Below are 22,628 nucleotides of genomic sequence, written 5' to 3' on the forward strand. Positions count from 1 at the left end.
TGTCCGGTTCGGAAAATAAAAAACCTGACGGCATGCCGTCAGGTCCGGAAACACCCGTGATGAGCGGTGCTTACTTCACGGTTTCAAGCGAGCCATCGTTGTAGTTGATGACACCGCTATTGCGCGTGTAGGTGGCAATCTTGCTGCTGTTTTTGAACACGTCAGTAACATTGACTCCATCGCTGAGGACCATCGACAAGCCCTTTGCACTGGACAAGCGAAGCACGCCCGGCTGCGCCTTTGTGCTACTGATCAGGATCAGGTTGGTGCCGTCATCGAACTGGCCTGTCAAAGAATCAGCGTTGTAGGCCGACACGCTACTGGCCAGGCTGACCGATACGTCAGGACGCGACGCGATCTTGACGATCCCGACGAACGATGCCGAGCCTTTCAGGAAGTTGCTCGACGAGTCGGCGACGCTACTCTGGTAGGTCGCGTAGTTTGTGGCTTTGGCGGTCAGCGTACCGTTGAAGAATTCCGCACTGGCATTCGTAAAATTACCGGAGAACTTCACGTCAGTCGGTGAATACGCCAGACCGGAACCGTCCAGTGAAAAATCCTTCATCACGAGGGTACCGGTAACGCTGCTGCTGATGCCGGTGGCGGCGAGAACCAGATTGACTTCCTTGAGCCCTTGCGCGGAAACAGTCTGCCCATCCATCACGGCCCGCACAAACGAACCCGCCTTCAACGTCAGCGCACCGACGCCGGTACCCGCCTTGTACGCCGTAATATCCCCGGTAAAAGCGACTTTGGTCGTCACGTTGTCGGCTTCAAGCGCTCTGGTGGCGTTGACGTTCCAGGTTTCGTGATCAGTAATCTTCACACCGGTAGACGTATTGCGGGCAGGCATGTCACCGGCAATCACGATGCTGGTCAGTACACCGGCAGATTCCGTGTAGGACACGGTGCCGGTCACAATGTCGCCTATCGTCGCCAACACCACCGGCGGATTGACACTGACATTGTCCACTCGCGCGCGGGCTTTGTACGTATAACTAGTGAGCGAACTGCCCACCGGGGTCAGCGTGATGCCTTTCGTATAGGCCTTGGTGGCGTCGCCAACAATGCCTTTCCTGTTCAGGCGGCACCCGACATTGATCGCCTGCGCGCCGGTAGTAACCGGGTTGGTGGTGTCTGCATCCGAGTACAGGAAGCACTTGCCCACTCCGGCGTCATAGCCATTGGTGGAAAAGACTAGCGTCGGATTTTCTTTTGCGTATTTGAAATGTGCAATGCCACTATCCATCAGCAGCACCCAGTTCGCCAGGTCCTTGTCGACCGGCGCGGTTGCCGCCTCAAAATCGGCTTGCAACGTGGTGACTTGCAGGTTGAGCGAACCTGTTTTTTCGGCATTCAACAGGGCCAGGAAATTGCTGCGTATGCTGGCAAAGAACGACTTGGCCGCCGCCACCGGGTTATCGTCGGCTGACCCGGTCGTCACCGATGCCTGCGAAAATCCATTGACGCCATCGAGCGAGATCAGTTTCGTCCTGTTGATCGTTGTGTTCGCAGCGACTGACTCGGAGGCCGCACGAACCGCAACTTGCGCCTTGAGCGAAATACTCAGGTTGCCGCCGGTCAGCACGACGGTGCCGGTCGTGGCGTCCACCACGCACTTGATTTTTTCGCTGACGCTACCCGAACAACCGAGGTCGTTGCTGGTGTCGTTGGCAATCTTGGAAATCGCGGCCAGCAAGACGCTTTGCAGCTTCTCGGATGCATCGGTGGAATTGCTGGCGGCGTCACTGTTGGCATTGAATGGCTTGGTGGTCAGCGGGTCGAAACCCAGTAACTTGACCACGCCGGCCTGCGCCAGCGACACATTGGCCGTCGTCAGACCGCCAGTAGCCTTGGCCGCTGCGCTGACCAGCATTTCGGAAAACGGCGTGACATAGCCCTTGATGGTTGTGCTGGCGGCACTATCGAGTTGCACCAGACTGCGCAAGGTCATGCCAGCCGGCATCGCGATATCGCCCAGGAATTCATCAGCCATCGTGGTGGCGGCGTCGGCACTGACTTCGACGGTGAACAGACCCACATTGCTGCCCAGGCTGACCGAGTAACTGCCATCGACCGATGAGGTGCGACTTTCGACCAGAGGAGTGGCCGATTTGACACCATCTGCTCCGTAGACATAGACCTTCACGACCCCGTTCTTGATCAAGCCTTTTGCGGCCACGCCTTCCAGTGTTCGCGTTGCCGCGACTGTCGTGCCGCCATTATTGGGCGAGCTGCTACTGCTACCGCCACCACCACAAGCGACCAAGGTCATCGCCAACGAACAAGCTACGGCCATTTTTGTCAATTTCATCACATTACCCCTGAAAAAAATTTCTCTGCGAAAGGTTATCTGGCATTTGTAACTCAATGTAGCGGCAGCGATATTAGCCCTGTAAGAAGCATTTTGTATGCAGTATTTTCTTTTTAATAATTAATTTTTTACTTTACTTCCTGCGACTCCTGGTTGTCACGCGCGCGGACCCTCGCTCCATTTTTTCCAGGTCCCCAATTAAAATCCGGACAAAAAAAAACCGCGTCAGCCACAACGCGGTTTTTCAAACCCACAGAAAACAGGGAGAACTCAGCTACGCGGCAACAAAATCTGCCGTCCGACTTTGCGGATATCGGTCTGGCCGCACAGGGCCATCGTGATGTCGAGCTCCTTGTGAATCAACTCCAGGCATTTGCTGACGCCCTCGCCCCCCATGGCACCCAAGCCGTACAGCACAGGCCGGCCGATGTACACACCGCGCGCACCCAGCGCCACCGCCCGCAGCACATCCTGCCCCGAACGCACGCCACCATCCATGTGCACTTCGATGCCATCACCAACGGCTTCGATCACACCCGGCAAAGCGGCGATCGACGAGGCCGCACCGTCGAGCTGGCGACCACCGTGGTTAGAGACGATCAACGCATCGGCGCCACTGCGCATGGCCAGCTGGGCATCTTCGGGATCCATGATGCCTTTGAGGATCAGCTTGCCGCCCCATTTGTCCTTGATCCACTGGACGTCATCCCACGACAGCGCCGGATCGAATTGCTGCGCGGTCCAGGCCGACAGCGACGACATGTTTTCGACGCCTTTGACGTGGCCGACGATGTTGCCGAAGGTGCGCCGCCTGGTGCCCAGCATGCCCATGCACCAACCCGGCTTGGTCATCATGTTGACGATGTTCGGCAGAGTCAGTTTCGGTGGTGCCGACAGGCCGTTCTTCAGATCCTTGTGGCGCTGTCCGAGGATTTGCAGGTCCAGCGTCAGCACCAGCGCCGAACACTTGGCGGCCTTGGCGCGGTCGATCAGGTCATTGACAAAGCCGCGGTCTTTCATCACGTAGAGCTGGAACCAGAACGGCTTGCTGGTGTTGGCCGCGACATCCTCGATCGAGGCGATGCTCATCGTCGACAGCGTGAACGGCACACCGAACTGCTCGGCGGCACGCGCGGCGAGGATCTCGCCATCGGCACGCTGCATGCCGGTCATGCCGCACGGTGCAATGGCCACCGGCATCGCCGCATCCTGCCCTGCCATCGTGGTTTTCAGCGAGCGGTTTTCCATGTTGATGGCGACCCGCTGGCGGAATTTCAGGTCATTGAAATCGCTGACATTGGCGCGGTACGTCGTTTCGCTCCAGGAGCCGGAATCGGCGTAGTCATAAAACATGCGTGGTACGCGACGTTCGGCAAGGACACGCAGGTCTTCAATGTTCGTAATCATGGAATGAGGCCGGAAAGGTTGGACAAGGCGTTAATGTACGCGCGATGAAGCGTGCTCTGCTTGAAAGTTCTTCATCGATGCCCGCGGCGGCGCGGCCCGGTGTGGGATACTCGCGGCTTTCGACACGCGCATTGCGCCCCGACCCATGCATGATTTCTGGCCCCACTCCGGCTTCAACCTGACCGAACGCGACGGCGACGGCAAACTCCTCGCCAGTGACGCGCTGCTGCACGCCTGGTGGCTGCGGCCGGAAGTCGCGCCGGTACCGGAATCCTGTCCGGCCGAACTGGTGCTGCATCAGGCACTGCTGGCAGCGCCGCGACGGCCCGTACCGGCAGCCGAACTGGCGGCATTGCTCGACCCCGATGCGCGCGAAAACTATGGCGTGATGCTGGCGTTTCGCGATCGCCTGCTGGCGGCACCGACACTGGAAGCGGCTTACTTCGACATCTTCCGTTCGGGTGATGTGACGGTGCCACCGTTGTTCATCGACCAGCTGGCGCAACTGATCCTGCGCGGCATACTGGCCGGCACCGACGATGCGGTACTGGCGCGCACCGCCGAACTATTTTTCAGGCCGCAGAAAGTGGCGCTGGAAGACGGCGCAATCATGCTGGCCGATGCCGCCACCGTCGAACTGCATGAGTCCGGCAGCAACTACGGCGACCTCGGTCGCTTGCTGGTCGAATCCAAAACCAAGCCGCGCCGGGTCGATCTGGATGTGCTGGAACAAGGCAACGCGGCACGCTACTGGCAGCGCAATGAAGCCCACGATACGGTGCTGGCATTCGGCCAGGATCGTCCGGCGCTGACGGCGTTTTGTCAGCTGATCGAACGTTGGGTGCAGCATTTTTTCGGGGCGAGTGTGACAGTCGAACCGGTGCCCCGGATCGAAGACAAAAAATGGGCCTGGCACATCGGACTCGATGCGCAGGCCACGGCCATCCTGAACGACCTGTATCAGGGCAAGGCACTCGATGCAACGCGTAACCGGCGCATCCTGTCGCTGTTCAGGATGACGTTTGCCGATCGCTCGCTGGTCCGGCCGGACGTTGCCGGCCGGCCGGTGTACCTCGCCTGTGCGATGGATGGCAAGGATGTGCTGCGCATCAAGCCGCAAAACCTGCTGCTCAATTTGCCGCTGGCGTCGATCTCCTGACGGTCTTGCGGTGGCGGCAGCTCAGGTCATGAAGCCGAGGTTCTTGTTGGTGAAGTTGGCGATACCAGGGAATACCCCGGCGATCTGCGTGGGGCTGAGGCCAAACCAGCTGGCCAGCGTCGCACCGTACTGATCGACCGAGAATTGCGGCAGCAGGCTGCCGCCGCCTACCTCCTGGGCGTGACCAAGACCGGTCACCGGTATCGCACCGACGATATCCTGCCCGCGCACTGCACCGCCCATGACGAAGTGGTGTCCACCCCAGCCATGGTCAGTGCCATCGCCATTGCTGGTGAAAGTGCGCCCGAAGTCGGACGCCGTGAACAAGGTGACCTGGTTGCGCAGATTGGCTCCCTGCAGATTGCCGAGCACGCCATCGAAATACGCCATCGCATGACTCACGCGCGCCATCAGATCGGCATGCCGTGCCAGCTGATCATCATGTGTGTCGAAGCCCCCGATATTGACAAAAAACACTTGCCGTTTGGTCCCGAGCGCGCCGCGACTGGCGATCACGCGCGCCACCGTCTGCAATTGCACGGCCAGCGAATTGTTCGCCAGTGCGCCCCGCTGCGGACTGTTGTACTGGGTCGGATTGAGAATGCCCGTCGCACCAGCCGGCACGAGCCCGGTCGCCAGTAAGCTCTGCGCAGCAATTGAACGTCGCACCACGGCCGCGTGTTCTTTTTCGAACAGGTTGCTGCGATCGCTGCTGATGATGGCTTGCAACGGATTAGCCGCAGAACTCGACCCGAACAGCGAACCACTGAGGCCGTCGATCGATACCGCGCCGGCACCGGTGATCTGGTACTGGTTGATGGTCTGGCCCGACAGGAAAACCGCGTTACCCGACACCGAGATAGCCGTAAAGATCGGCGTCGAATTGCTCGCGACCACCAGGTCTCCCATGCGTCCGCCCCAGCCGGACCGGGCCCCTTCGGGCATCGACGATTGCCAGAGCGATTGCTGATCGTTATGCGAGAACAGCTTTGGTGGCAATGGCACGCTGCGCGCCAGATATTGCTCGCGCGTGGTCGGCACCACCAGTGGTCCGACATTGGACACCACAGCGACGCGGCCGGCATCAAACAGACCCTTGAGCTCCGGCAGGTTCGGATGTAGCGCAAAGCTGCGTCCGGCCTGTGCCGTCTTTGGCACGATCGGCAAGACACCGCCGGCGCTGCCAACGGCCGGCAACGCAATCGCGCCGTTATCGGTCGAGCCGCGCAGGCGCAGGTACTCGGCCCAGGACGTCGGATCGGTCGCCAGCACGGTATTGAAGCTGTCATTGCCGCCGCTCATGAACAAGCACACCAGTGCCTTGTAATCGGACGGCGCGGTTTGCGCGGCAGCCGCACCGATGGTCGCCAGGTTCAACGCGAACGGCGTGGCGGCAGTGCCAGCCAGCGAAAGCAGTGACGCCGTGCGCAGGAAGGCACGACGTGATGCACAGAGGTGATTCATCTGAGTTTTATTCGTCATCAGTAACTCCGGGTTATTTCTGGACAAGGTATTCGGGAGACGCAAGCGCCAGGAAAACCGCCAGCCAGACGCGATTTTTTCTGGCAGTGGCGGCAGCGGTGACATTGGTGGCCGGGACGGTTACCGAATTGACGGCAGCCAGGATCTGGGTGCGCAAGGCGGGACTCATCTGATTGGCCAGCAACAGCAGATTGACGCGGTCAACGAGCTTGTCGGGCGACTCTGCCAGGTTGATTTCAGTGGCGTAATCACTCTTGATGTCGTTGGCATTGCCGATCCCTTGCGAGACCGCATCGTGCATCGTATTGAGGTAACCGACTACCGTGGTGTCACCGGTGATCTGCATCTCGGGCGCCACCAGGTTGGCGTTGGCGATCGCGGTGTTCGGCGGTACATAACCGGGCCGGTAGAAATTAAAGACCGAGGGTGCCCGCAGTGGTGTCTGGCCGATCGAATTCAGCGGATCGTCCGTGTTGCCGATCAAAAACCGTCCCGACGCCGAGCGCGCGCCGAAGGCACGCATCCAGCCTGCCATCCGCAATACCGGTTCACGCAACTTGCCGGTATCGACGGCGGCGACCTTGCTGTCGCTGATGGCTTCCGGGTCGAGCAGGATGGCGCGGATCATGGCTTTCATGTCACCCCGCACGCCCTGCCCGTTGTCGGCAAATGCAGCAGACACCCTGCCTACATAGGCGGGACTGGGATTGCTGGTGACGAGTCGCTGGATCAATTGCCGGCCAATGAATGGGCCGACATTCGGATGCATGAACAAGCGGTCGAGGGCGACCTTCAGGCTGGCTTCGGGGTCGGCGCTTCCCTGTGCCGGTACGCTGCTACCCAGGAAATTCTTGACGGAAGTCGAATGAAATTGCGGGTAACTTTGCATCGGCCGCCATTCACGGTCCGGGTCGGCAAGGCCCCCGAAAAAGCGATTGCGGGACTTGTCGGGGCCATACCAGCTTCAGCCGGTAAACACCTTGGCCATGCCGCCGATATCGGTACTGGTGTAGGTGTCAACGGGTGCGCCGTTGACTTTTTTCTGCGTGCCATCGGGATTAAGTTCGACCAGACCAATCGACATCAGCTGCATGATTTCACGGGCATAGTTCTGGTCGGGTTCGCGGGTCTCCGATTCTTTCTGGTTACGCAGCGAACTCAGGTAGGTGCCCATCGCCGGGTGCAGCGAAACGGCTTCGAGCAAATTACGGAAATTGCCGAACACGTTAGCGCCCAGCATGTCGAGATAACTGGCAGCGAGAATGGGATGATCGCCGATATCGCTTTCCTGCAGCGAGATCACGAAGATCTGCGAGAGCGCGTAAGAGCTTCTCTGTCGTAACTGGTCTTCGCCCTCGATGGCCTGCTTCCAGAAGGACTCGTAGAAATTGTTTTCGTTGAGCGCACCGCCCGCTCCCAGTCCGGCCTTGATGCCGTTGAGTGTGTCCCGATGGGAAGTCTGGGGGAGGGAAAACTGTTCGTTGATCCAGGCGCTGGTGCCGCTGGTCATGACTTTGCTGATGGTGGTGCTGTTGGCGCCGAACGATGCCTGGCCGAGAAAACGTGCGGCCTGAGCATCGGTCGGCAGCGCCGCCACGGTGATCGGCACGGGTGCCGGGGCAGTCCCGGGTGGGTCGCCGGAACCGGCACTACCGACAGCCCCGGGGGTCAGTCCGTCACCGCATGCACCAAGCAGAAGGGCCGAGAAAGCAATGGCGGCCCGGAAATTTCTTGTAGGCATAAATTTTCTCCAGTACAAAAAAAAGACAAAGTAAATTTGTCCCGGAAAAAAAATAGCATGGCCTGCCGCCGTTTTAGAAAAAGTGGTTTTGGCGGAGACAGACTTTTTTGTAACTGTGCCTGTGGGGCGTCGCGATCTGAGTTTTGGCTACAAAAACGTTTGTGCAATACGTTATATTTGTGCGCGACGGGCATACCGTTGCGCCAAAACCGCACACACCATCAGCTGTAGCTGATGAAACAGCATCAGCGGCAGCACCACCGCCCCCAACGCATGACCGGCAAACAGAATCTTGGCCATCGGAATGCCGCTGGCCAGACTCTTTTTCGAGCCACAAAAAACGATGGTGATTTCGTCTTCCTTGCTGAAGCCGAGCCAGCGGCTGCCGTAGGTCGCGATCAGCATGATCAGGCCCAGTAACAGCGCATCGATAAGCAGCAAACCGAGCAGCGAGTGGCTAGGCAATTGCTGCCACAAACCCTGGTTGACCGCTTCGCTGAAGGCGGTGTACACCACCAGCAGAATCGAGCCTTGATCGACAAATTTCAGCATCGGTTTGTGACTGTCGACCCAGCCGCCTATCCAGCGCCGGCAGACCTGGCCGGCGATAAACGGCAACAGCAATTGCAGCGCGATATTGCGGATCGCATCGAACGAAGCCAGCCCGCCGCTGTGCGCCACCACGACCAGCCCGACCAGCACCGGCGTGAGAAAAATTCCCAGCAGGTTGGAGGCCGATGCCGCCACCACCGCCGCCGGTAAATTGCCGCGCGCCACCGACGTGAAGGCGATCGACGATTGCACCGTCGACGGCAACACGCAGACGAACAGGATGCCCAGATACAGGTCCGGCGTCACCAGCGGTGACACCAGCGGTTTGAGTGCCAGCCCGAGCAACGGCAACAACACGAAAGTGCAGGCCAGTATCACCAGATGCAAGCGCCAGTGGGTAGCTCCGGCGACGACCGCCTGACGTGGCAGCTTCGCGCCGTGCAAAAAAAACAGCAGACAGATCGCCGCATTCGTGACGCCGTTGAAGATGCCGGCCGTGGTGCCGGAACCCGGCAACACGGTGGCCACCACCAGTGTCGCCAGCATCATCAGCATGAAGTTATCGGGTAAAAAACGCGGGCGCTTCATCATGCTCAGCTTCATCCTCAGTACCCCGCCACGCCACCGTCGGAGCGCGGATCGCTGGCCCCTTCCAGCATGCCGTCAGGATGACGTACCAGCGCGCCGGCATGGCCCATGGTTTCATCGAACGGCAGCAGCACTTCGACGTCATGGCCGCGTGCGGCGAGCGCATCGATCACTGCTTGCGGAAAACGCTGTTCGAGCTTGAGTGTGTCGGTGCTCTGACCCCAGGTGCGACCGAGCAGCCAGCGCGGTGCAGTCACTGCGGTTTGCAGCGGCTGGCCGAACACGACATGGCGCGTAAACACCGCTGCCTGGGTTTGCGGCTGACCATCGCCGCCCATCGTGCCGTAGACCATCGTACGGCCGTCGTTGAGGCGGGCTGCTGCGGGATTGAGCGTATGGAACGGTTTCTTGCCTGGCTTGAGTGCCAGCAGTTTGTCGCCATCAAGACTGAACGACGCGCCGCGGTTCTGCCAGTTGATGCCGGTGTTAGGCAGCACCACGCCGCTGCCGAACTCGTGATAAATGCTCTGGATGAACGACACCGCCAGACCCGATTCATCGATGGTACCCATCCAGATCGTGTCGCCCGGCCCTTTGCCGTTGCCCCATGGCGCGGCCTTGTCGAGGCTGATTGTCGCGGCCAGCGCATCGAGTCGTTCCGGTGCCAGCAGTGATTGCGGATCGACCGTCATGTCAGCCGGATCGGTGATGAACTGGTCACGCAAGCCAAAGGCCCGCTTGGTCGCCTCGACCACGAGATGGACATGGTCGGCGCTGTCGGCGTCGACCTGCGCCAGACCGGCGCGATCAAGCAGGCCAAGGATCGCCAGCGACACCGCGCCTTGCGTCGGCGGCGTCATGTTGTAGACGGTGCCGGCCGAATGCGCGAGGCGCAATGGCGTCTTGCGTTGCGCACGGCAAGCGGCCAGATCGGCGGCACCGAGCAGCGTGCCGACGGTCTCCAGATCAGCGGCGATTTCGGTGGCGAGTGCGCCGCGATAAAAACTATCGAGCCCGTCGCGCACCAGCATGCCCAGCGTGCGTGCCATGCGTGCTTGGACGAAGCGCTGGCCGGCCAGCGGCAATACGCCATCGATCAGGAAGGTGTCAGCAAAACCCGGTTGCGTGGCCAGTTCCGGCAGCTTCGAGGCGGTTGCGTTTTGCTGGCTCAATGTGACCGGCACGCCGTCTTGCGCATAGCCGATTGCGTCACGTAGCAAGCGCGCCAACGGCATGGTTCCACCCAGTTCTGCGGCGACTTCCAGCGCCGCGTTCCAGCCGCCGATGGTGCCGGCTACCGTGTTGGCAGCCAGCGGCCCGCGAATCGGGATGGCCGCCAGACCGCGACTGCGATACGCCTCGATGGTCGCAGCCAGCGCGGCCTGGCCGCAGGCATCAATGGCAATCGGCTCGCCCACCGGCGGCACGATCACCCAGAACGAATCGCCACCGATGCCATTCATGTGCGGATAGACCACGGCGATGGTGGCGGCGGCGGCGACCATCGCCTCGATCGCATTACCGCCGTCGCGCATCACGGCGAGGGCGGATTGTGCAGCGAGGTGATGCGGGGCGACGGCGATGGCGTGGGTAGCGCGGGCGGTGTTCAACATGGTGGTCCCTGTTCTTGTGTGTTGGTGTTATCTCGGAGCGAAAAGTATCACGTTGGCGCAGGTTTGCCGGTATCGGAACCAACCACCCGCGCCGTCGCGCTGCGCGCCGACACGAGGTGCGCGCGCATCTGGCGCTGGGCGGTGGTGACGTCGTGCGCCAGCAGCGCTTCGATGATCACCGCATGTTCTTCATAGGACGCGCTCATCCGCTCGACATTGCGAAACTGTGAGCGCCGGAAAGGCGCGATCCGGTGCCGCAAGCCGAGCGTCATCTCGATCAGCACCGGGTTACCGCAACCGCGAATAATGACCTGATGCCACGCGTGATTGAGCTGGTCGTACAGGTCGACATCGCCGGCCCGCATCGCGTCGCGCGATTGCGCATGCAGCGCGCTGAGCTGTTCGCGCTCGGCGGCCGACATGCGGATCGCCGCATACCGCGCGCACGATGCTTCGAGTTCGCCGATCGCTTCGAACATGCGGTCGCGCTGGTCCGGCGTCAGTTCGGCAACCACCGAGCCGCGATTGGGCCGGCTCACGACCAGTCCCTGGATCGCCAATTGTTTGAGCGCTTCGCGCACCGGCGTGCGCGAGACACCGAACAAGCCGGCCAGCATTACTTCATCAAGCCGCGCGCCGGGTTCGAAGCGACCGAGCACGATGTCGTCGGCGATCTGCTTGCTGATCTGGTCGGCACGCGCACCGCGCAGACGTTCGGGTACGTTCATGCCGGCACCAGCGGATGCCAGCACGCCAGTCGCGTTGCGCCGTCGGCCAGTACCGGTGGGATCTCGCGGTGGCAGCGGTCGCTGGCCTGCGTGCAGCGCGGCGCAAAACTGCAACCGGGCGGCAGCGCAGCGAGGTTGGGCGGTGCGCCCGGAATGGCGATCAATGGCTGGCCGCGATCCTCGGCGGAGACCGTCGAGGCCAGCAAGCCGGCGCTGTACGGATGACGCGGCGCCTGCACGATGCCGGCCACGGTGTTGTCCTCGACGATGCGACCGGCGTACATGACGGCGATGCGGTCGGCCACTTCGACGGCCGCGCCGATGTCGTGGGTGACGAAGATCACGGCCATGCCGGTCTCGCGCTGCAGCTCGCGCAGCAGCAGCAGGATCTGGATTTGCACGGTCGCGTCGAGGGCGGTCGTGGGTTCGTCGGCCAGCAGCAATTTCGGTTTGCAGGCCAGCGCCAGCGCAATCATCGCGCGCTGGCGCATGCCGCCGGACAGCTCGTGCGGATACGCATCGAAGCGTCGCCGCGCCTGCGGAATCTGCACCCGTTCGAGCATCTGCAACGCTTGTGCGCGGGCGCTGGCCTCGGTGATTTTTTCATGCGCGCGGATGGCCTCGGTGATTTGCTGGCCTATCGTGTAGACCGGATCGAAGGCCAGTCCCGGCTCCTGGAACACCATCGAGGCAACCCCGCCGCGATACGCGTCCAGCGCCTTGCCTTGCAAGGCCAGCACGTCCTGGCCATCGACATGGATGCTGCCGCTGATGCGGGTAGTGCGCGCTGCGTGCAGGCGCAGCAAGGTGCGCAAGGTGACGCTCTTGCCGGAGCCGGATTCGCCGAGCAGGCCGAGCACTTCGCCGGGCTGCAAATCGAAGCTGACATTATTCAGGGCGCTGGCGATGCGGCTGCCGTGGAATTGGACGCCGAGGTCTTTGACGCTGACGAGAGGCGCGCTCATGCTGGCTGCTCCAGCGCGATGGCACTATGGCCGGACTGCGGATCGTTGATGTGGCAGGCGACCTGATGGCCGGGCAGATTGCGCGCCGGCATAAGTAACGGCGATTGTGCGCAGACCGCTTCGGCATGCGGACAGCGATCGCGGAAACGGCATCCCGGCGCCGGGTTGATCGGGTTCGGCGGGTCGCCGGCCAGTGGCGGTTTTTCGGTGCGATGGGCCGGGTCCATCGATGGCACTGCCGACAGCAAGGCGCGCGTGTACGGATGCGCGGCCTGGCCATAGATCTGTTCGACCGGGCCGATCTCGACCACCTGCCCGAGGTACATCACCATCACTTCATCGCACAGGTAATGCACGACATGCAGGTCGTGCGAAATGAACAGATAGGTCAGCTGGTGCTCGGCCTTCAGTTCCTGCAGCAGGTTCAGCACTTGCGCCTGCACCGATTTGTCGAGTGCGGCGACGGCTTCATCAAGGATCACCAGGCGCGGATTGAAGGCCAGCGCGCGCGCAATATTGACGCGCTGGCGCTGGCCGCCGGACAGCTCGTGCGGATAACGCGAACCGAACTGGTCCGGCTCCAGCCCGACCCGTGCCAGCAAGGCGCGGGCGCGTTCGGTAGCGTCGGCCGTGGTCAGGCCGTGCGCTTTCGGACCGTAGGCGATTGTCTCGACAATGGTCAGGCGCGGGTTCAACGAGGCAAATGAATCCTGGAACACCATCTGCAGACTTTGCCGGAAGCTTTTTAGTTCGAGTCCGCGAAATTCACCGACGCCTTCGCCATCGAAAATCATCGTGCCGCTGTCGGGATCCATCAGCTTGGCGATCAGCCGTGCGGTGGTCGATTTGCCGCAACCGGATTCGCCGACGATACCCAGCGTCGTGCCTTTGGCGATCGAAAAACTGACGCCATCGACGGCATGGACGAACTTGCGTTCGCGCTCCAGCACGCCACGGCGGACCGGGAAATATTTTTTCAGGTTACGTACGATCAGCAGCGGTTGCGCGGGTCCGCCGCGGTCGGGGCTGGCAGGAATGGTGGTCGTCATTTGCGGATATCCATGGCCGAGCGCACGCCATCGGCGAGCAGGTTGAAAGCAATCGAGGTAATAAATATCATCGCGCCGGGCAATGCAGCTACCAGCGGGTTGAGAAAAATCGCCGAGCGTAAGGTGTTGAGCATCAGGCCCCATTCCGGCTCCGGTGGTTTCACGCCGAGGCCGAGAAAGGACAAGCCGGAACCGAGGATCATGCTCACACTCAGCAGTCCGGTCGCGTACACGAACACCGGCCCCAGCACATTGCCGAGCACATGCACGCGGATGATCGAGAAGGCCGATGCGCCGCTCATGCGCGCCGCTTCGATGTAATCGAGCCGGCGCACTTGCGTGGTCACGCTTTCGGCCACGCGCACCATTTGCGGCACGAACACCAGCGTCAGCGCGATCAGGCTGTTGCTCATACCAGGGCCGAGCGCACCGGCAATCGCGACGGCCAGCAGCACCGATGGAAACGCATAGAACACGTCGAGCATGCGCATCGTGATCATGTTGGCGCGACCGCCGACATAACCGGCGAACAGGCCGATCGAGGTACCGATGACGAACGCGGCCAGCACTGGCACCACGCCCATCAGCAGCGACAAGCGACCGCCGTACATCAGGCGCGTCAGCAGGTCGCGGCCGAGTTCATCGGTGCCGAGCCAGTGGCCGGGCGAACCGACCGGCAGCAGACGGCGCAGCATGCTGGCCTTGAACGGATCGGCCGGTGCCAGCCAGGGTGCGAAGACAGCAGCACCGATGATCAGCAACAGCACGACGGCGCTGATCATCGCGACCGGATCACGGCGCAACTGGCGGCCGACGACCATCCAGAAACTGCGGCTCGGGGCGGCAGGAATGGTGTTGGAAAGAGTGACGGGAAGTGTTTGAGCAAGTGTCATTTAAGCGCGTCCCATCCGTGGATCGATCAGCGGTTGCAGGATATCGACCAGCAAATTGAGGGCGACGAAGAACAGGCACAGCACGAGTATCGTGCCTTGCAGCAGCGGGATGTCGCGCTGGAAGATCGCGGTGTTGAGCAGGAAGCCGGTGCCGGGCCAGGCGAACACGGTTTCGACCAGGATCGAGCCACCCATCAAATAGCCGAGCTGCAGACCGGCGACCGCAAGAATGGTCGGCGCGGTGTTCTTGGCGACATGGCGGAAGATCGCGCGATTGCTCAAGCCTCTGGCACGCAAGGCAATCACGAACTCCTGTTCCAGCATATCGGCCACCAGCGCACGCACGGTGCGGGTGATGATGCCGAGCGGGATCACCGACAGCGTCAGCGCCGGCAGGACCAGGTAGCGCATGTGCTCGAGATCCCACAACCATTCGGACGAGCCGCCCGGACCGGCACCCATTGCCGGGAACCAGGCCAGCTTGGTCGAGAAAATAATCGTCAGCACCAAGCCCAGCCAGTAGTGCGGAATGCTCACGCCGATGACGGACAGGACGGTGGCGATGCGGTCGATCCAGCCGCCGTGCCAGTAGCCGGCCAGCGCGCCGAGGAGGCAACCGGCCAGCACACCGGCCAGTCCCGCGACACCGGCCAGCAGCAATGTATTGCTGACTGCGCCGAGGACTTCGGTGACAACTTCGCGGCCGGAGGCGATCGACTTGCCGAGGTCGCCTTGCACGGCGCGCAGCAGCCATTTTCCGTACTGGATAGGGATAGGCTGATCGAGACCGTAGGCCGCTTTCAGGGCGGTGATCACTTCGGCCGGCGCATCGGCCGGGGCGATGGCATTGAGCGGATCACCAGGGGCCAGATAGACCAGCATGAACGACACCAGCGTGACGCTGAGTGCGATCGGAAGGGTGTAGAGCAGGCGTTTCAGAATGTAGGAAAACATCGGGGTCTTTCAACAGGACAGCATCATTCGCAGGGAGCGTGGGCCGTGGCCCAGACTCCCTGCGCGGACTACATCTTCAACGTCGTCAAATCCTGGAACCAGTGCTGCGCCTGGATAAAACCCTTGACCTTCGGTGACAGAGCATGCGGATTGACATCGTGCACAACCCACAGCATCAGCGCTTCATCGACCATGGTCTGGTGCACCTGGGCCAGCAAGCCGTCCTGCACTTTCGGATCGAAGCTGGTCTTGATCTGGTCGATCAGGGCATCGACTTTCGGGTTGTTGTAGCCACCCCAGTTGACGCCATTCGGTGCGATCGCACGGCTATCGACAAAGCGCGTGATGCCATAAAACGGATCCGACGTGACGTAACCGAGGTTGATCGCGCTGATGCCCTTACCCGCATTCATGTCTGCCTTGACGCCACTGCGCCAGTGCAGGTAGAGCGTCTCCAGTTCGACCACTTCAAACTCAAGCTGGATGCCGACTTCGGCCAGGCTTTGCTGGATGTATTCGTTCATCGGCAAGGACAGCATCTGACCGGTACCGCCCTGCGCGATGATGACCTTGGCTTTCAGTGGCTTGGCCTGGCTATAGCCGGCTTGTGCCATCAACGCACGGGCAGCGGCGATGTCGTAAGTCAGCTTGAAAGTCGGCTTGCCGAACCACGGACTAGTGCTGTCGACCTGACCTTTGGCCGGGATGGCCAGGCCATTCATCAGCTTGACGATGCCTTCGCGATCGATCGCCAGATTGGCGGCCTTGCGCACACGGATATCAGTCCACGGCGAGCCGGGCTGGGTACTGAAGTGATACGGCCAGACATGCGGCGTGACATTCGTGACCAGCTTGAAACCGGCACTCTTGAGTTGCGGCACGACGTCCGGCGGCGGCGATTCGATCAGGTCGACCTGGCCGCTGAGCAGCGCGTTCGAGCGTGTCAGCGCATCAGGAATCGGGATCAGCACGATGCGGTCGGTTTGCGCCATCCGGGTCTTGTCCCAGTAAGCGGCATTCTTGACCAGGTCAGCGCGCTCGCGCGGCACCAGCTTGTCGAGCTTGAACGGACCGGTGCCGGATGGTTGCGAGGCGAACTTGTTCCAGTCGCGCCCGAGCTTTTCCCATTGCGCCGGGCTGGAAATCAGGAACCATGGCAGCTGGTACGGGAACAGTGCATCGACGCTCTTGGTGGTGATTTCGACGGTGTATTCATTGACCTTTGCATACGTCGCAATCGATGGAATCCGGGGCCGCACTTGCGCGCTTTGCTTGGCATCGAATTGCGGCGACTTGTCATTGAGAACTTTGTCCAGATTCCAGATCACCGCATCGGCCTTGAACTCGGAACCGTCATGGAACAGCGCACCCTTGCGCAGCGTGAAGGTCCATTTCTTGTTGTCTTTCGGATCGACTTTCCAGCTGCTGGCCAGGCCGGCGATCAGCTTGCCCGGGCGGGTGGCGATGTTCGATTCCCATGCCACCAGCGGATCATAAATCGTGTGACCGGTGAACTGGTAGGCACCGGCGCCGCGATCGGGTTGACCGGTCGTCAGCGGAATATCGGCCATCGAAATACCGTAGCGGGCGACGGTTTCAGCGAAGGCACTGGCGTGCAGTGCCAATGCAAACGGAACGGCAATCAGACAGCGGAGGGGAAATAACTTCGGTAACTTGGGTAAGGTGAACAAGGGGTGCATGCAAATCTCCGGGAAGTGGGCGGGGCCCTCTCCCTATTGCATGCAACGTGCCAGCTTTTGCTTTTTTACATTGTTTTTTTCAAGCACTTGTTTTTACGGACTTAACCGGAAGTTGTCTGGTTCGACAAATCAAAACAGTCGTTATGGCGGACCCGCCTGCACGAAAAATGGCATGCAATTGCACCATCGAAAGGCGCGTACACACAACCGTGCATTCAATGTGGGCTCGCCTTCGGCTGCGACTTCGACGGCATGACTAGCCGGATTTTTTCACCAGTAGCTTGTCAACCCATCCTTCCCCGCGGGAAGTCGTGACGCGATACAGTCCGTCGTGTTCGTCACCCATGTAAATCACTTCCTCGCCCCTGCCCAGGGTCAGTAATTTCGGACTGCCTTTGCTGGACTGGCGATAGACGTCGATACCGCCAATCTTACCGACGAGGGCATCACCGGATTGCAAGCGGGACTCTGCCGGAACGCTGCGGTAGCCCCCCATACCGGCGTCCGGCGCGGGGCTGGCGCTACCGCTACCGCCTTGCGTACTCTTGAACGCCGCGTAGTTCTGGTCGATGGCCGACTCGCTAAAACCATTCAGCGTCTTACTGCCAAAAACAATGAACGGTACGCCTCCCTTGCCACCAAGTTGTTTCATTTCAGCCTGGTAGCTCTTGTTGGCTTCGATATCGCGTTCGACGAAGGGGATATTTTTTTGCTGCATATAGGAAGCTGCTTTCTTGCAGTAGCCGCACCACGAGGTCCGGTACAGGATGACTTTTCCTTGTGCGTCTTGCGGCACTTGCGTACCGCTGGCAATTTGTCCGGACGAGACCTCGGTAATCGAGCGGATCGTGTCGAACAGCACATCACCGGATCGCCCCTGCATCAAGCCCTTGAGCATGTTGCCGTAATCCTGTGCTCCGGCCGGTTGCATTGCTGCGCCGCTCATCAGCGATACCGTGAGGATCGTCAGCGAGCTCGTTTTTTTGATCATGATGGATTCCTGGTTCAGGTGAATTGTCCGTCGCTCGACTGATGCACGGCATCAAAGCGTATTGCCGTGTCGGGTGACGCCAGCCGTTGTCCGATCGCCAGTCCATACCGTTCGGCCGCACCGCCACAGAGTTCAAGGCAGGCATACGCGCCCGGTGCCACGGCAATGCCGAACGGTCGCAAGCGCGGATAGATCGCCACCACCGTCCCGGTCAGATCGATGAAGACGACATCAATGGCGAAGCACATGAAAGCCGTGTGGATGTTGTTGCAAGGGACCAGCAACAAGGCGCTGTCGTAGGCAAGGCGGCGCTTGCCGAGCAAGCCGACCAGACGTTGCCAGAAGGTGCTGGCTACGGCGACGCGCAAACCGGGGATGCCGGCAATTTCGATGATGTTCATTCTGGTAGCGATAGTGAGTAACTGTAATTTTGGTAGGCGGTCCGGAAAGCGTTCATCAGTTCAAGCAGGCTGCTATCCGGGCCCAGGCCGATGCCAAGTGCCAGCACCAGAGCACCGCACACAACCAGATATTCAACCATCGACTGGCCTGACGGCCGACGATACGACAGCTTTTTCATTGGCGTCCTTGCAAGGTTGTTGTCGTGTTCAACACGATCGAGGTTAGCTCGCCACTGCGGCTGATGACGGCCATCGCGTCTTTGCCTGGCGACTTGAAATACAGCGTGCGGGCATCCGCAAGTTGCGCCGGCAGGCTGCGCTGCGCTGCGGCACCGGCACCGATTTCGCGCTCGAACTGGTAGCCATCGGTTGTCATCAGGCGCAGCAAGGCATCCCGATTAACGGACTCGGCATGACGGTTGAGGATCACCATGTGGTGCGCCTGCCGGCCATTTTCCTGCGAGCTCATCTGGCTGCTGATGACCGAGCCGGCCGGCAGGCGATCAAGCCAGCGTGCATCTGCCCCCTGCCCTTGCCCATGGTCCCTGACCATCGTCGCCAGGTCGGTCACGGCGACGATGCCTTTGCTGCCGGCACCGGCGGCTTCAACTTGTACCGTGATGTAAAAGCCGCCCTCGGCCCGACCCAGCACCTGCTTGCCGGCCGCGGCACTTTCGACCAGCGGCTGGCCGAGCGAGCGCCGGAATGCATCAAGCAAATCGGCGGGACGGCGCGACGACACGAAACCTTTCACGCGCATCGGCAAGCCGTTGACCGTCATCTGATCAGCGATAGCAAAGGTGTCAAGCCCGGCGGGCAGCGTCGGACTTGGCCATAGTGTGGCAGCCAATGCCGTGGCGCTGGCAAAGAGCCAGGCCAGGATCGAAAGCAAGCAGTAGCGCATGGTGTGGGCATGATTCACTCGACCGGTTTCAGACGGTCCTGCGGGACGGCATCGCGCCACTTTTGCAGGTTGCCGAATTCGGGTGGACGGACTTTGAACATGTCAACCAGGCCCACCCCCAAGTCAATGATCGGCGACAGGGCCGACACCGCGGTCGGGACAGGTGCCAGCCTGCCAAAGCGGTTTTCGGTTTCTTGCGGCGATGGCGAACTCCATGGCTCGAACAGCAAGCTGGTATGCCGCTGCATCGATAAATCAATCGTATCGAAAGGAACGACGCTCTTGATCCCTGCCGGCAGGTTGGCCAATTTCACCGAGACATTGGCGGTGTAGATACCAGGAGTTTGCAAGCCCGCCCTTGCGGAATTTGCCAATGGCACGCGATTGAATGGTGCGCTGTCCGACGCGCCGCTGAAGCCGCCGGCATGCGTGCTGCTGCCATTGCCAAAAGACAGACCGACATCGCTGAATCGCGCAATCAGCGGATTGTTGTACGGATCACGCCAGGCCAGGTTGCGGTTGGCATCGACGTCACCGGCGACATCATTGGTCTTGATAGGCGCATCGCTGTTACTGAAAAAGCGCCGCCGTACTTCATCAGCCAGTTGCGCTTCCGGCTTCCAGCCATCGACGCTCTGAATATCGTTGCGCGTGGTCGCATCAAAGGCCGCATAGCGACTCGCCATCTGGGTCGCGTGACGGATGTCCTGATATTTGCCGATCATCGGGAATAGCAGGAAGAGCGGGATGAACGCGACGGAAAGGACGAGGAATTCGACGACGGATTGACCGCGCTGGGAGGCGGTTGCGGATGTGGTGGGGCGATTCATTGCGGTGAATCCGTCGGTGGAAGCTTTTGAGAAATGACGCGGTATTTTCCGGACAACTGCGGCAGCAATGTAGTGATCGGTATCATCACATTCGTATGGATTTCGATCGCTTCCTCAGTAAGCGAATTCCCCGTACTGACCTGCGCTAACTTGGACTCCCTTTTTAAAATTACTCCTAGTGGCGTATCCGAAAAGGACAAGTTGGTCACTTTTGAAAAGGCCCCGTCTCTTGCCACACAAACGCGACGCGACGCGACAGCTGAGTTCTCGTAAAAGGTACAAGCATGTCCGGCGATCATTGTCGATGCGCCTTTTAATTCAGTCTGATTCCGTTTGAATTTTTGATCCGGAAATTGCCCCAGCGATGCGAAGTCAACATCGCAATAACCTGCGGATAAATTTCTTTCCGGTTTGGTGGTGCAGGCACCCAGGGAGGTCCAGGCGGTGATTTCATGCGTCTCTCTTTGCTTAAGTTTGCAATCCACAGTCGCTTCGTAGTAGATGTTTGTTGTAGCAATGGTTGTTGCGCCTGGGGTGTAATAGACATCCTTGATGATCGAGGCGGGTGGCGCCTCTGGAAGACGCATGCCATGTAATGCGCAACTTTCGGCATTTGCTTTAATTGTTTTATTTGCCATCGTCTGAAGAAAATGACTCACCAATCTCACATGCTGAACCTCAATCATCCGTTCGCTCTCTGGAGACCCGAACGCCGGCCGATCGATGGATAAGGCGCTCAGCAATAACGTTGCCAACGCTGTCCATTTGATTGTGTTGATTGCATCCTGCATCACTACTCCGAAGAATTTATTTGACGAGCTCTCAAGCCCATGGAGGTGGTTATTTGAATGCGGCTACGGCGTACTTTGCTGAAGCCGAACCTGCCAGTAAGGATTGAACAGGCTACCGATTTCACGCTTTTCGTGACTGCCAATTTTTTCTGCATACTGGTTGTAATTGCCTTGTGTCAGATCATTAGGAACTGTCAGTGGGCGTTCGAAATACACTTCGCCTCCTGCTACGGCAGTCATCACGCCATCGGCGAAATTATTCTGAAAGTTGTTCAGGCGCGGTGTGCTGGCGATGGTCGACGTGCCTGCAGAGGTTCGTGTATTGGCCGCGTTGCGGGTCAGCCGGACGCGAAATTGCATGACCGGATCACCGACAGCGGGATCGAGGGCGGAAATATCATAAAACGAAGGCAAGCCGGTGTAGGCCGTCCACTCCGACGAGGAAGCAGCACGACTGGCTCGCGGGTTGGTTGCAGGAGACCCCCCGAGCCGCGCCCCGGATTCATCCTGATCCTTGTCGGAGGGATGGGCTTGTTGTTCACCGTAGCCGATGACATGCTCTCTTATGTTGCAATCTAAATTAATTCCACCGGCATTGGTAACTCGCCAAAAGGATTCTGTATCTTCTGCCTTCCATTCGTCCAGGTTGATCAATTCAGTGCCGCCGCGTCTCTTAACGGAATTTTTAAGATTTTTCCCGACACACTTCCATTCTTTAGGGGGTGGCGCCAATGCCTCCGAAGTCCAGTTACGCTCACGAACAAACTCATCCGAGTAAGCAGCAAGCTTGGCGACTTCGGCAAACCGCACCCGTGCAGCACCGGAATATTGCGTCGTAAAACCATTGAGTACATCTGTCGCTCCGGCGGTGGTGGCCGAAGGTTCTCCAGCGAAAGCAGCAACAGTCACGGCACCATCGCCAGCATAGTTACGATCAGCGACTTCCTGCATCACGCGCATGCTGGCATTCTGCAAATAGGCCGGGGCATGCAACAGTGCCTGAGAGGACAGGATTGCTCTTTTGCTGGCTTCAATAGGGGAAATCGCTGCGGCTGAAACTCGCGTCACATCTTGACCTGCCAAATCAATTATGTCGGTACCGAAGAACGATGCGGCGTAGCAGAAAATACCGTAAAGCGGGTCATAGTTGAATACGGCGGCAGACACTGCAGAAAAGGGATTCTGACATTCAAGAAACTGAGGTATCAGATTATTCGCATGCCTCGACACATACTGCCCCCAGGAAGACAAACTCACCATCTGCGCCACCAGCACCTCATTAGCCACCAGCGCCCGATTACTGTAAGCATCAAAATTAAGCGCCCTGGCCTGCATCACGCCGGCACTGTAGGCGACTGCGTCGGCGGTGTTGACGAGCTTGGTTTTTTCACTGCTGAGCTGGCCGGTGTTGAACAGGAAGAACAGCGCCGTCAATCCGCCCATCAGGACGAATATGCCGTAGATCAGCGCTTGTCCGCGCTGGAACTGACTACCTCGGTACATGGATGCTCCAGCCGGGTTGAGATTAAGTAAAGGGGTGATTGAACAGGTGCGACAACAAAGAGA

General features: G+C 59.8%; 19 protein-coding genes and 1 pseudogene. 1 reads left to right on the top strand and 19 read right to left on the bottom strand.

Annotated features, from left to right (window positions below; translation table 11 throughout):
- Nucleotides 1-70: 70 nt before the first annotated feature.
- Together RHM62_RS12065 and RHM62_RS12070 are read right to left on the bottom strand one after the other, a co-directional pair.
- Nucleotides 71-2,314: a hypothetical protein gene (locus tag RHM62_RS12065; RefSeq protein ID WP_322122340.1), complete on the bottom strand. Its 2,244-nt coding sequence runs from the start codon at nucleotides 2,312-2,314 to the stop codon at nucleotides 71-73.
- Between the two features lie 270 nt (nucleotides 2,315-2,584).
- On the bottom strand, nucleotides 2,585-3,721 hold the full coding sequence (locus RHM62_RS12070) for an alpha-hydroxy acid oxidase (RefSeq protein WP_322122341.1): 1,137 nt from the start codon (nucleotides 3,719-3,721) through the stop codon (nucleotides 2,585-2,587).
- A gap of 145 nt (nucleotides 3,722-3,866) precedes the next feature.
- Here RHM62_RS12070 and RHM62_RS12075 point away from each other — a divergent pair, with 145 nt between their 5' ends.
- Nucleotides 3,867-4,880: a DUF6352 family protein gene (locus tag RHM62_RS12075; RefSeq protein WP_322122342.1), complete on the top strand. Its 1,014-nt coding sequence runs from the start codon at nucleotides 3,867-3,869 to the stop codon at nucleotides 4,878-4,880.
- Nucleotides 4,881-4,901: 21 nt separating this feature from the next.
- Here RHM62_RS12075 and RHM62_RS12080 read toward each other — a convergent pair whose 3' ends face one another.
- From RHM62_RS12080 to RHM62_RS12160, 17 genes and pseudogenes are all read right to left on the bottom strand, one after another.
- Nucleotides 4,902-6,362: a DUF1501 domain-containing protein gene (locus RHM62_RS12080; protein ID WP_322122343.1), complete on the bottom strand. Its 1,461-nt coding sequence runs from the start codon at nucleotides 6,360-6,362 to the stop codon at nucleotides 4,902-4,904.
- A gap of 13 nt (nucleotides 6,363-6,375) precedes the next feature.
- Nucleotides 6,376-8,103, bottom strand: a pseudogene (locus RHM62_RS12085) (DUF1800 domain-containing protein).
- Nucleotides 8,104-8,274: 171 nt separating this feature from the next.
- Nucleotides 8,275-9,243 carry a bile acid:sodium symporter family protein gene (locus RHM62_RS12090; protein ID WP_322125401.1) on the bottom strand — a complete coding sequence of 323 codons (969 nt, stop codon included), beginning with the start codon at nucleotides 9,241-9,243 and terminating at the stop codon, nucleotides 8,275-8,277.
- A gap of 17 nt (nucleotides 9,244-9,260) precedes the next feature.
- Nucleotides 9,261-10,856, bottom strand: a complete 1,596-nt coding sequence (locus RHM62_RS12095; RefSeq protein ID WP_322122344.1) for a gamma-glutamyltransferase family protein — start codon at nucleotides 10,854-10,856, stop codon at nucleotides 9,261-9,263.
- A gap of 47 nt (nucleotides 10,857-10,903) precedes the next feature.
- Nucleotides 10,904-11,584 carry a GntR family transcriptional regulator gene (locus tag RHM62_RS12100; protein WP_322122345.1) on the bottom strand — a complete coding sequence of 227 codons (681 nt, stop codon included), beginning with the start codon at nucleotides 11,582-11,584 and terminating at the stop codon, nucleotides 10,904-10,906.
- Complete coding sequence (locus RHM62_RS12105) at nucleotides 11,581-12,549, bottom strand: ABC transporter ATP-binding protein (protein ID WP_322122346.1); 969 nt, start codon at nucleotides 12,547-12,549, stop codon at nucleotides 11,581-11,583. Before RHM62_RS12105 ends, RHM62_RS12100 begins: the two co-directional genes overlap by 4 nt.
- Complete coding sequence (locus RHM62_RS12110) at nucleotides 12,546-13,598, bottom strand: oligopeptide/dipeptide ABC transporter ATP-binding protein (protein ID WP_322122347.1); 1,053 nt, start codon at nucleotides 13,596-13,598, stop codon at nucleotides 12,546-12,548. The genes RHM62_RS12105 and RHM62_RS12110 overlap by 4 nt, the downstream gene beginning before the upstream one ends.
- Complete coding sequence (locus RHM62_RS12115) at nucleotides 13,595-14,491, bottom strand: ABC transporter permease (RefSeq protein ID WP_322122348.1); 897 nt, start codon at nucleotides 14,489-14,491, stop codon at nucleotides 13,595-13,597. The genes RHM62_RS12110 and RHM62_RS12115 overlap by 4 nt, the downstream gene beginning before the upstream one ends.
- Entirely contained in the window at nucleotides 14,492-15,445 is a 954-nt protein-coding gene (locus RHM62_RS12120; protein ID WP_322122349.1) for an ABC transporter permease, read from the bottom strand.
- 68 nt (nucleotides 15,446-15,513) lie between these two features.
- Nucleotides 15,514-17,145: an ABC transporter substrate-binding protein gene (locus RHM62_RS12125; protein WP_322122350.1), complete on the bottom strand. Its 1,632-nt coding sequence runs from the start codon at nucleotides 17,143-17,145 to the stop codon at nucleotides 15,514-15,516.
- Between the two features lie 256 nt (nucleotides 17,146-17,401).
- Nucleotides 17,402-18,136, bottom strand: a complete 735-nt coding sequence (locus tag RHM62_RS12130; protein ID WP_322122351.1) for a glutaredoxin family protein — start codon at nucleotides 18,134-18,136, stop codon at nucleotides 17,402-17,404.
- 14 nt (nucleotides 18,137-18,150) lie between these two features.
- Nucleotides 18,151-18,537 carry a DUF192 domain-containing protein gene (locus RHM62_RS12135; protein ID WP_322122352.1) on the bottom strand — a complete coding sequence of 129 codons (387 nt, stop codon included), beginning with the start codon at nucleotides 18,535-18,537 and terminating at the stop codon, nucleotides 18,151-18,153.
- A complete protein-coding gene (locus RHM62_RS12140; protein WP_322122353.1) occupies nucleotides 18,534-18,716 on the bottom strand; it encodes a hypothetical protein in 183 nt (60 codons plus the stop codon). The genes RHM62_RS12135 and RHM62_RS12140 overlap by 4 nt, the downstream gene beginning before the upstream one ends.
- Nucleotides 18,713-19,441, bottom strand: coding sequence for a hypothetical protein (locus tag RHM62_RS12145; protein WP_322122354.1), 729 nt, complete (start codon nucleotides 19,439-19,441; stop codon nucleotides 18,713-18,715). The genes RHM62_RS12140 and RHM62_RS12145 overlap by 4 nt, the downstream gene beginning before the upstream one ends.
- Nucleotides 19,442-19,455: 14 nt before the next feature.
- Nucleotides 19,456-20,271, bottom strand: coding sequence for a hypothetical protein (locus tag RHM62_RS12150; RefSeq protein WP_322122355.1), 816 nt, complete (start codon nucleotides 20,269-20,271; stop codon nucleotides 19,456-19,458).
- Nucleotides 20,268-21,062, bottom strand: a complete 795-nt coding sequence (locus RHM62_RS12155) for a hypothetical protein (protein ID WP_322122356.1) — start codon at nucleotides 21,060-21,062, stop codon at nucleotides 20,268-20,270. The genes RHM62_RS12150 and RHM62_RS12155 overlap by 4 nt, the downstream gene beginning before the upstream one ends.
- Before the next feature lie 63 nt (nucleotides 21,063-21,125).
- Nucleotides 21,126-22,565, bottom strand: coding sequence for a pilus assembly protein TadG-related protein (locus RHM62_RS12160; RefSeq protein ID WP_322122357.1), 1,440 nt, complete (start codon nucleotides 22,563-22,565; stop codon nucleotides 21,126-21,128).
- Nucleotides 22,566-22,628 lie beyond the last annotated feature (63 nt).

This window comes from Actimicrobium sp. CCC2.4 (assembly GCF_034347385.1).
Lineage (GTDB): Bacteria > Pseudomonadota > Gammaproteobacteria > Burkholderiales > Burkholderiaceae_D > Actimicrobium.

What these genes read in the sequence shown, in the direction of transcription:
- RHM62_RS12065 (WP_322122340.1), bottom strand. Translation starts at nt 2,314, where the DNA reads ATGAAATTGACAAAAATGGCCGTAGCTTGTTCGTTGGCGATGACCTTG.
- RHM62_RS12070 (WP_322122341.1), bottom strand. Translation starts at nt 3,721, where the DNA reads ATGATTACGAACATTGAAGACCTGCGTGTCCTTGCCGAACGTCGCGTA.
- RHM62_RS12075 (WP_322122342.1), top strand. Translation starts at nt 3,867, where the DNA reads ATGCATGATTTCTGGCCCCACTCCGGCTTCAACCTGACCGAACGCGAC.
- RHM62_RS12080 (WP_322122343.1), bottom strand. Translation starts at nt 6,362, where the DNA reads ATGACGAATAAAACTCAGATGAATCACCTCTGTGCATCACGTCGTGCC.
- RHM62_RS12090 (WP_322125401.1), bottom strand. Translation starts at nt 9,243, where the DNA reads ATGAAGCGCCCGCGTTTTTTACCCGATAACTTCATGCTGATGATGCTG.
- RHM62_RS12095 (WP_322122344.1), bottom strand. Translation starts at nt 10,856, where the DNA reads ATGTTGAACACCGCCCGCGCTACCCACGCCATCGCCGTCGCCCCGCAT.
- RHM62_RS12100 (WP_322122345.1), bottom strand. Translation starts at nt 11,584, where the DNA reads ATGAACGTACCCGAACGTCTGCGCGGTGCGCGTGCCGACCAGATCAGC.
- RHM62_RS12105 (WP_322122346.1), bottom strand. Translation starts at nt 12,549, where the DNA reads ATGAGCGCGCCTCTCGTCAGCGTCAAAGACCTCGGCGTCCAATTCCAC.
- RHM62_RS12110 (WP_322122347.1), bottom strand. Translation starts at nt 13,598, where the DNA reads ATGACGACCACCATTCCTGCCAGCCCCGACCGCGGCGGACCCGCGCAA.
- RHM62_RS12115 (WP_322122348.1), bottom strand. Translation starts at nt 14,491, where the DNA reads ATGACACTTGCTCAAACACTTCCCGTCACTCTTTCCAACACCATTCCT.
- RHM62_RS12120 (WP_322122349.1), bottom strand. Translation starts at nt 15,445, where the DNA reads ATGTTTTCCTACATTCTGAAACGCCTGCTCTACACCCTTCCGATCGCA.
- RHM62_RS12125 (WP_322122350.1), bottom strand. Translation starts at nt 17,145, where the DNA reads ATGCACCCCTTGTTCACCTTACCCAAGTTACCGAAGTTATTTCCCCTC.
- RHM62_RS12130 (WP_322122351.1), bottom strand. Translation starts at nt 18,136, where the DNA reads ATGATCAAAAAAACGAGCTCGCTGACGATCCTCACGGTATCGCTGATG.
- RHM62_RS12135 (WP_322122352.1), bottom strand. Translation starts at nt 18,537, where the DNA reads ATGAACATCATCGAAATTGCCGGCATCCCCGGTTTGCGCGTCGCCGTA.
- RHM62_RS12140 (WP_322122353.1), bottom strand. Translation starts at nt 18,716, where the DNA reads ATGAAAAAGCTGTCGTATCGTCGGCCGTCAGGCCAGTCGATGGTTGAA.
- RHM62_RS12145 (WP_322122354.1), bottom strand. Translation starts at nt 19,441, where the DNA reads ATGCGCTACTGCTTGCTTTCGATCCTGGCCTGGCTCTTTGCCAGCGCC.
- RHM62_RS12150 (WP_322122355.1), bottom strand. Translation starts at nt 20,271, where the DNA reads ATGAATCGCCCCACCACATCCGCAACCGCCTCCCAGCGCGGTCAATCC.
- RHM62_RS12155 (WP_322122356.1), bottom strand. Translation starts at nt 21,062, where the DNA reads ATGCAGGATGCAATCAACACAATCAAATGGACAGCGTTGGCAACGTTA.
- RHM62_RS12160 (WP_322122357.1), bottom strand. Translation starts at nt 22,565, where the DNA reads ATGTACCGAGGTAGTCAGTTCCAGCGCGGACAAGCGCTGATCTACGGC.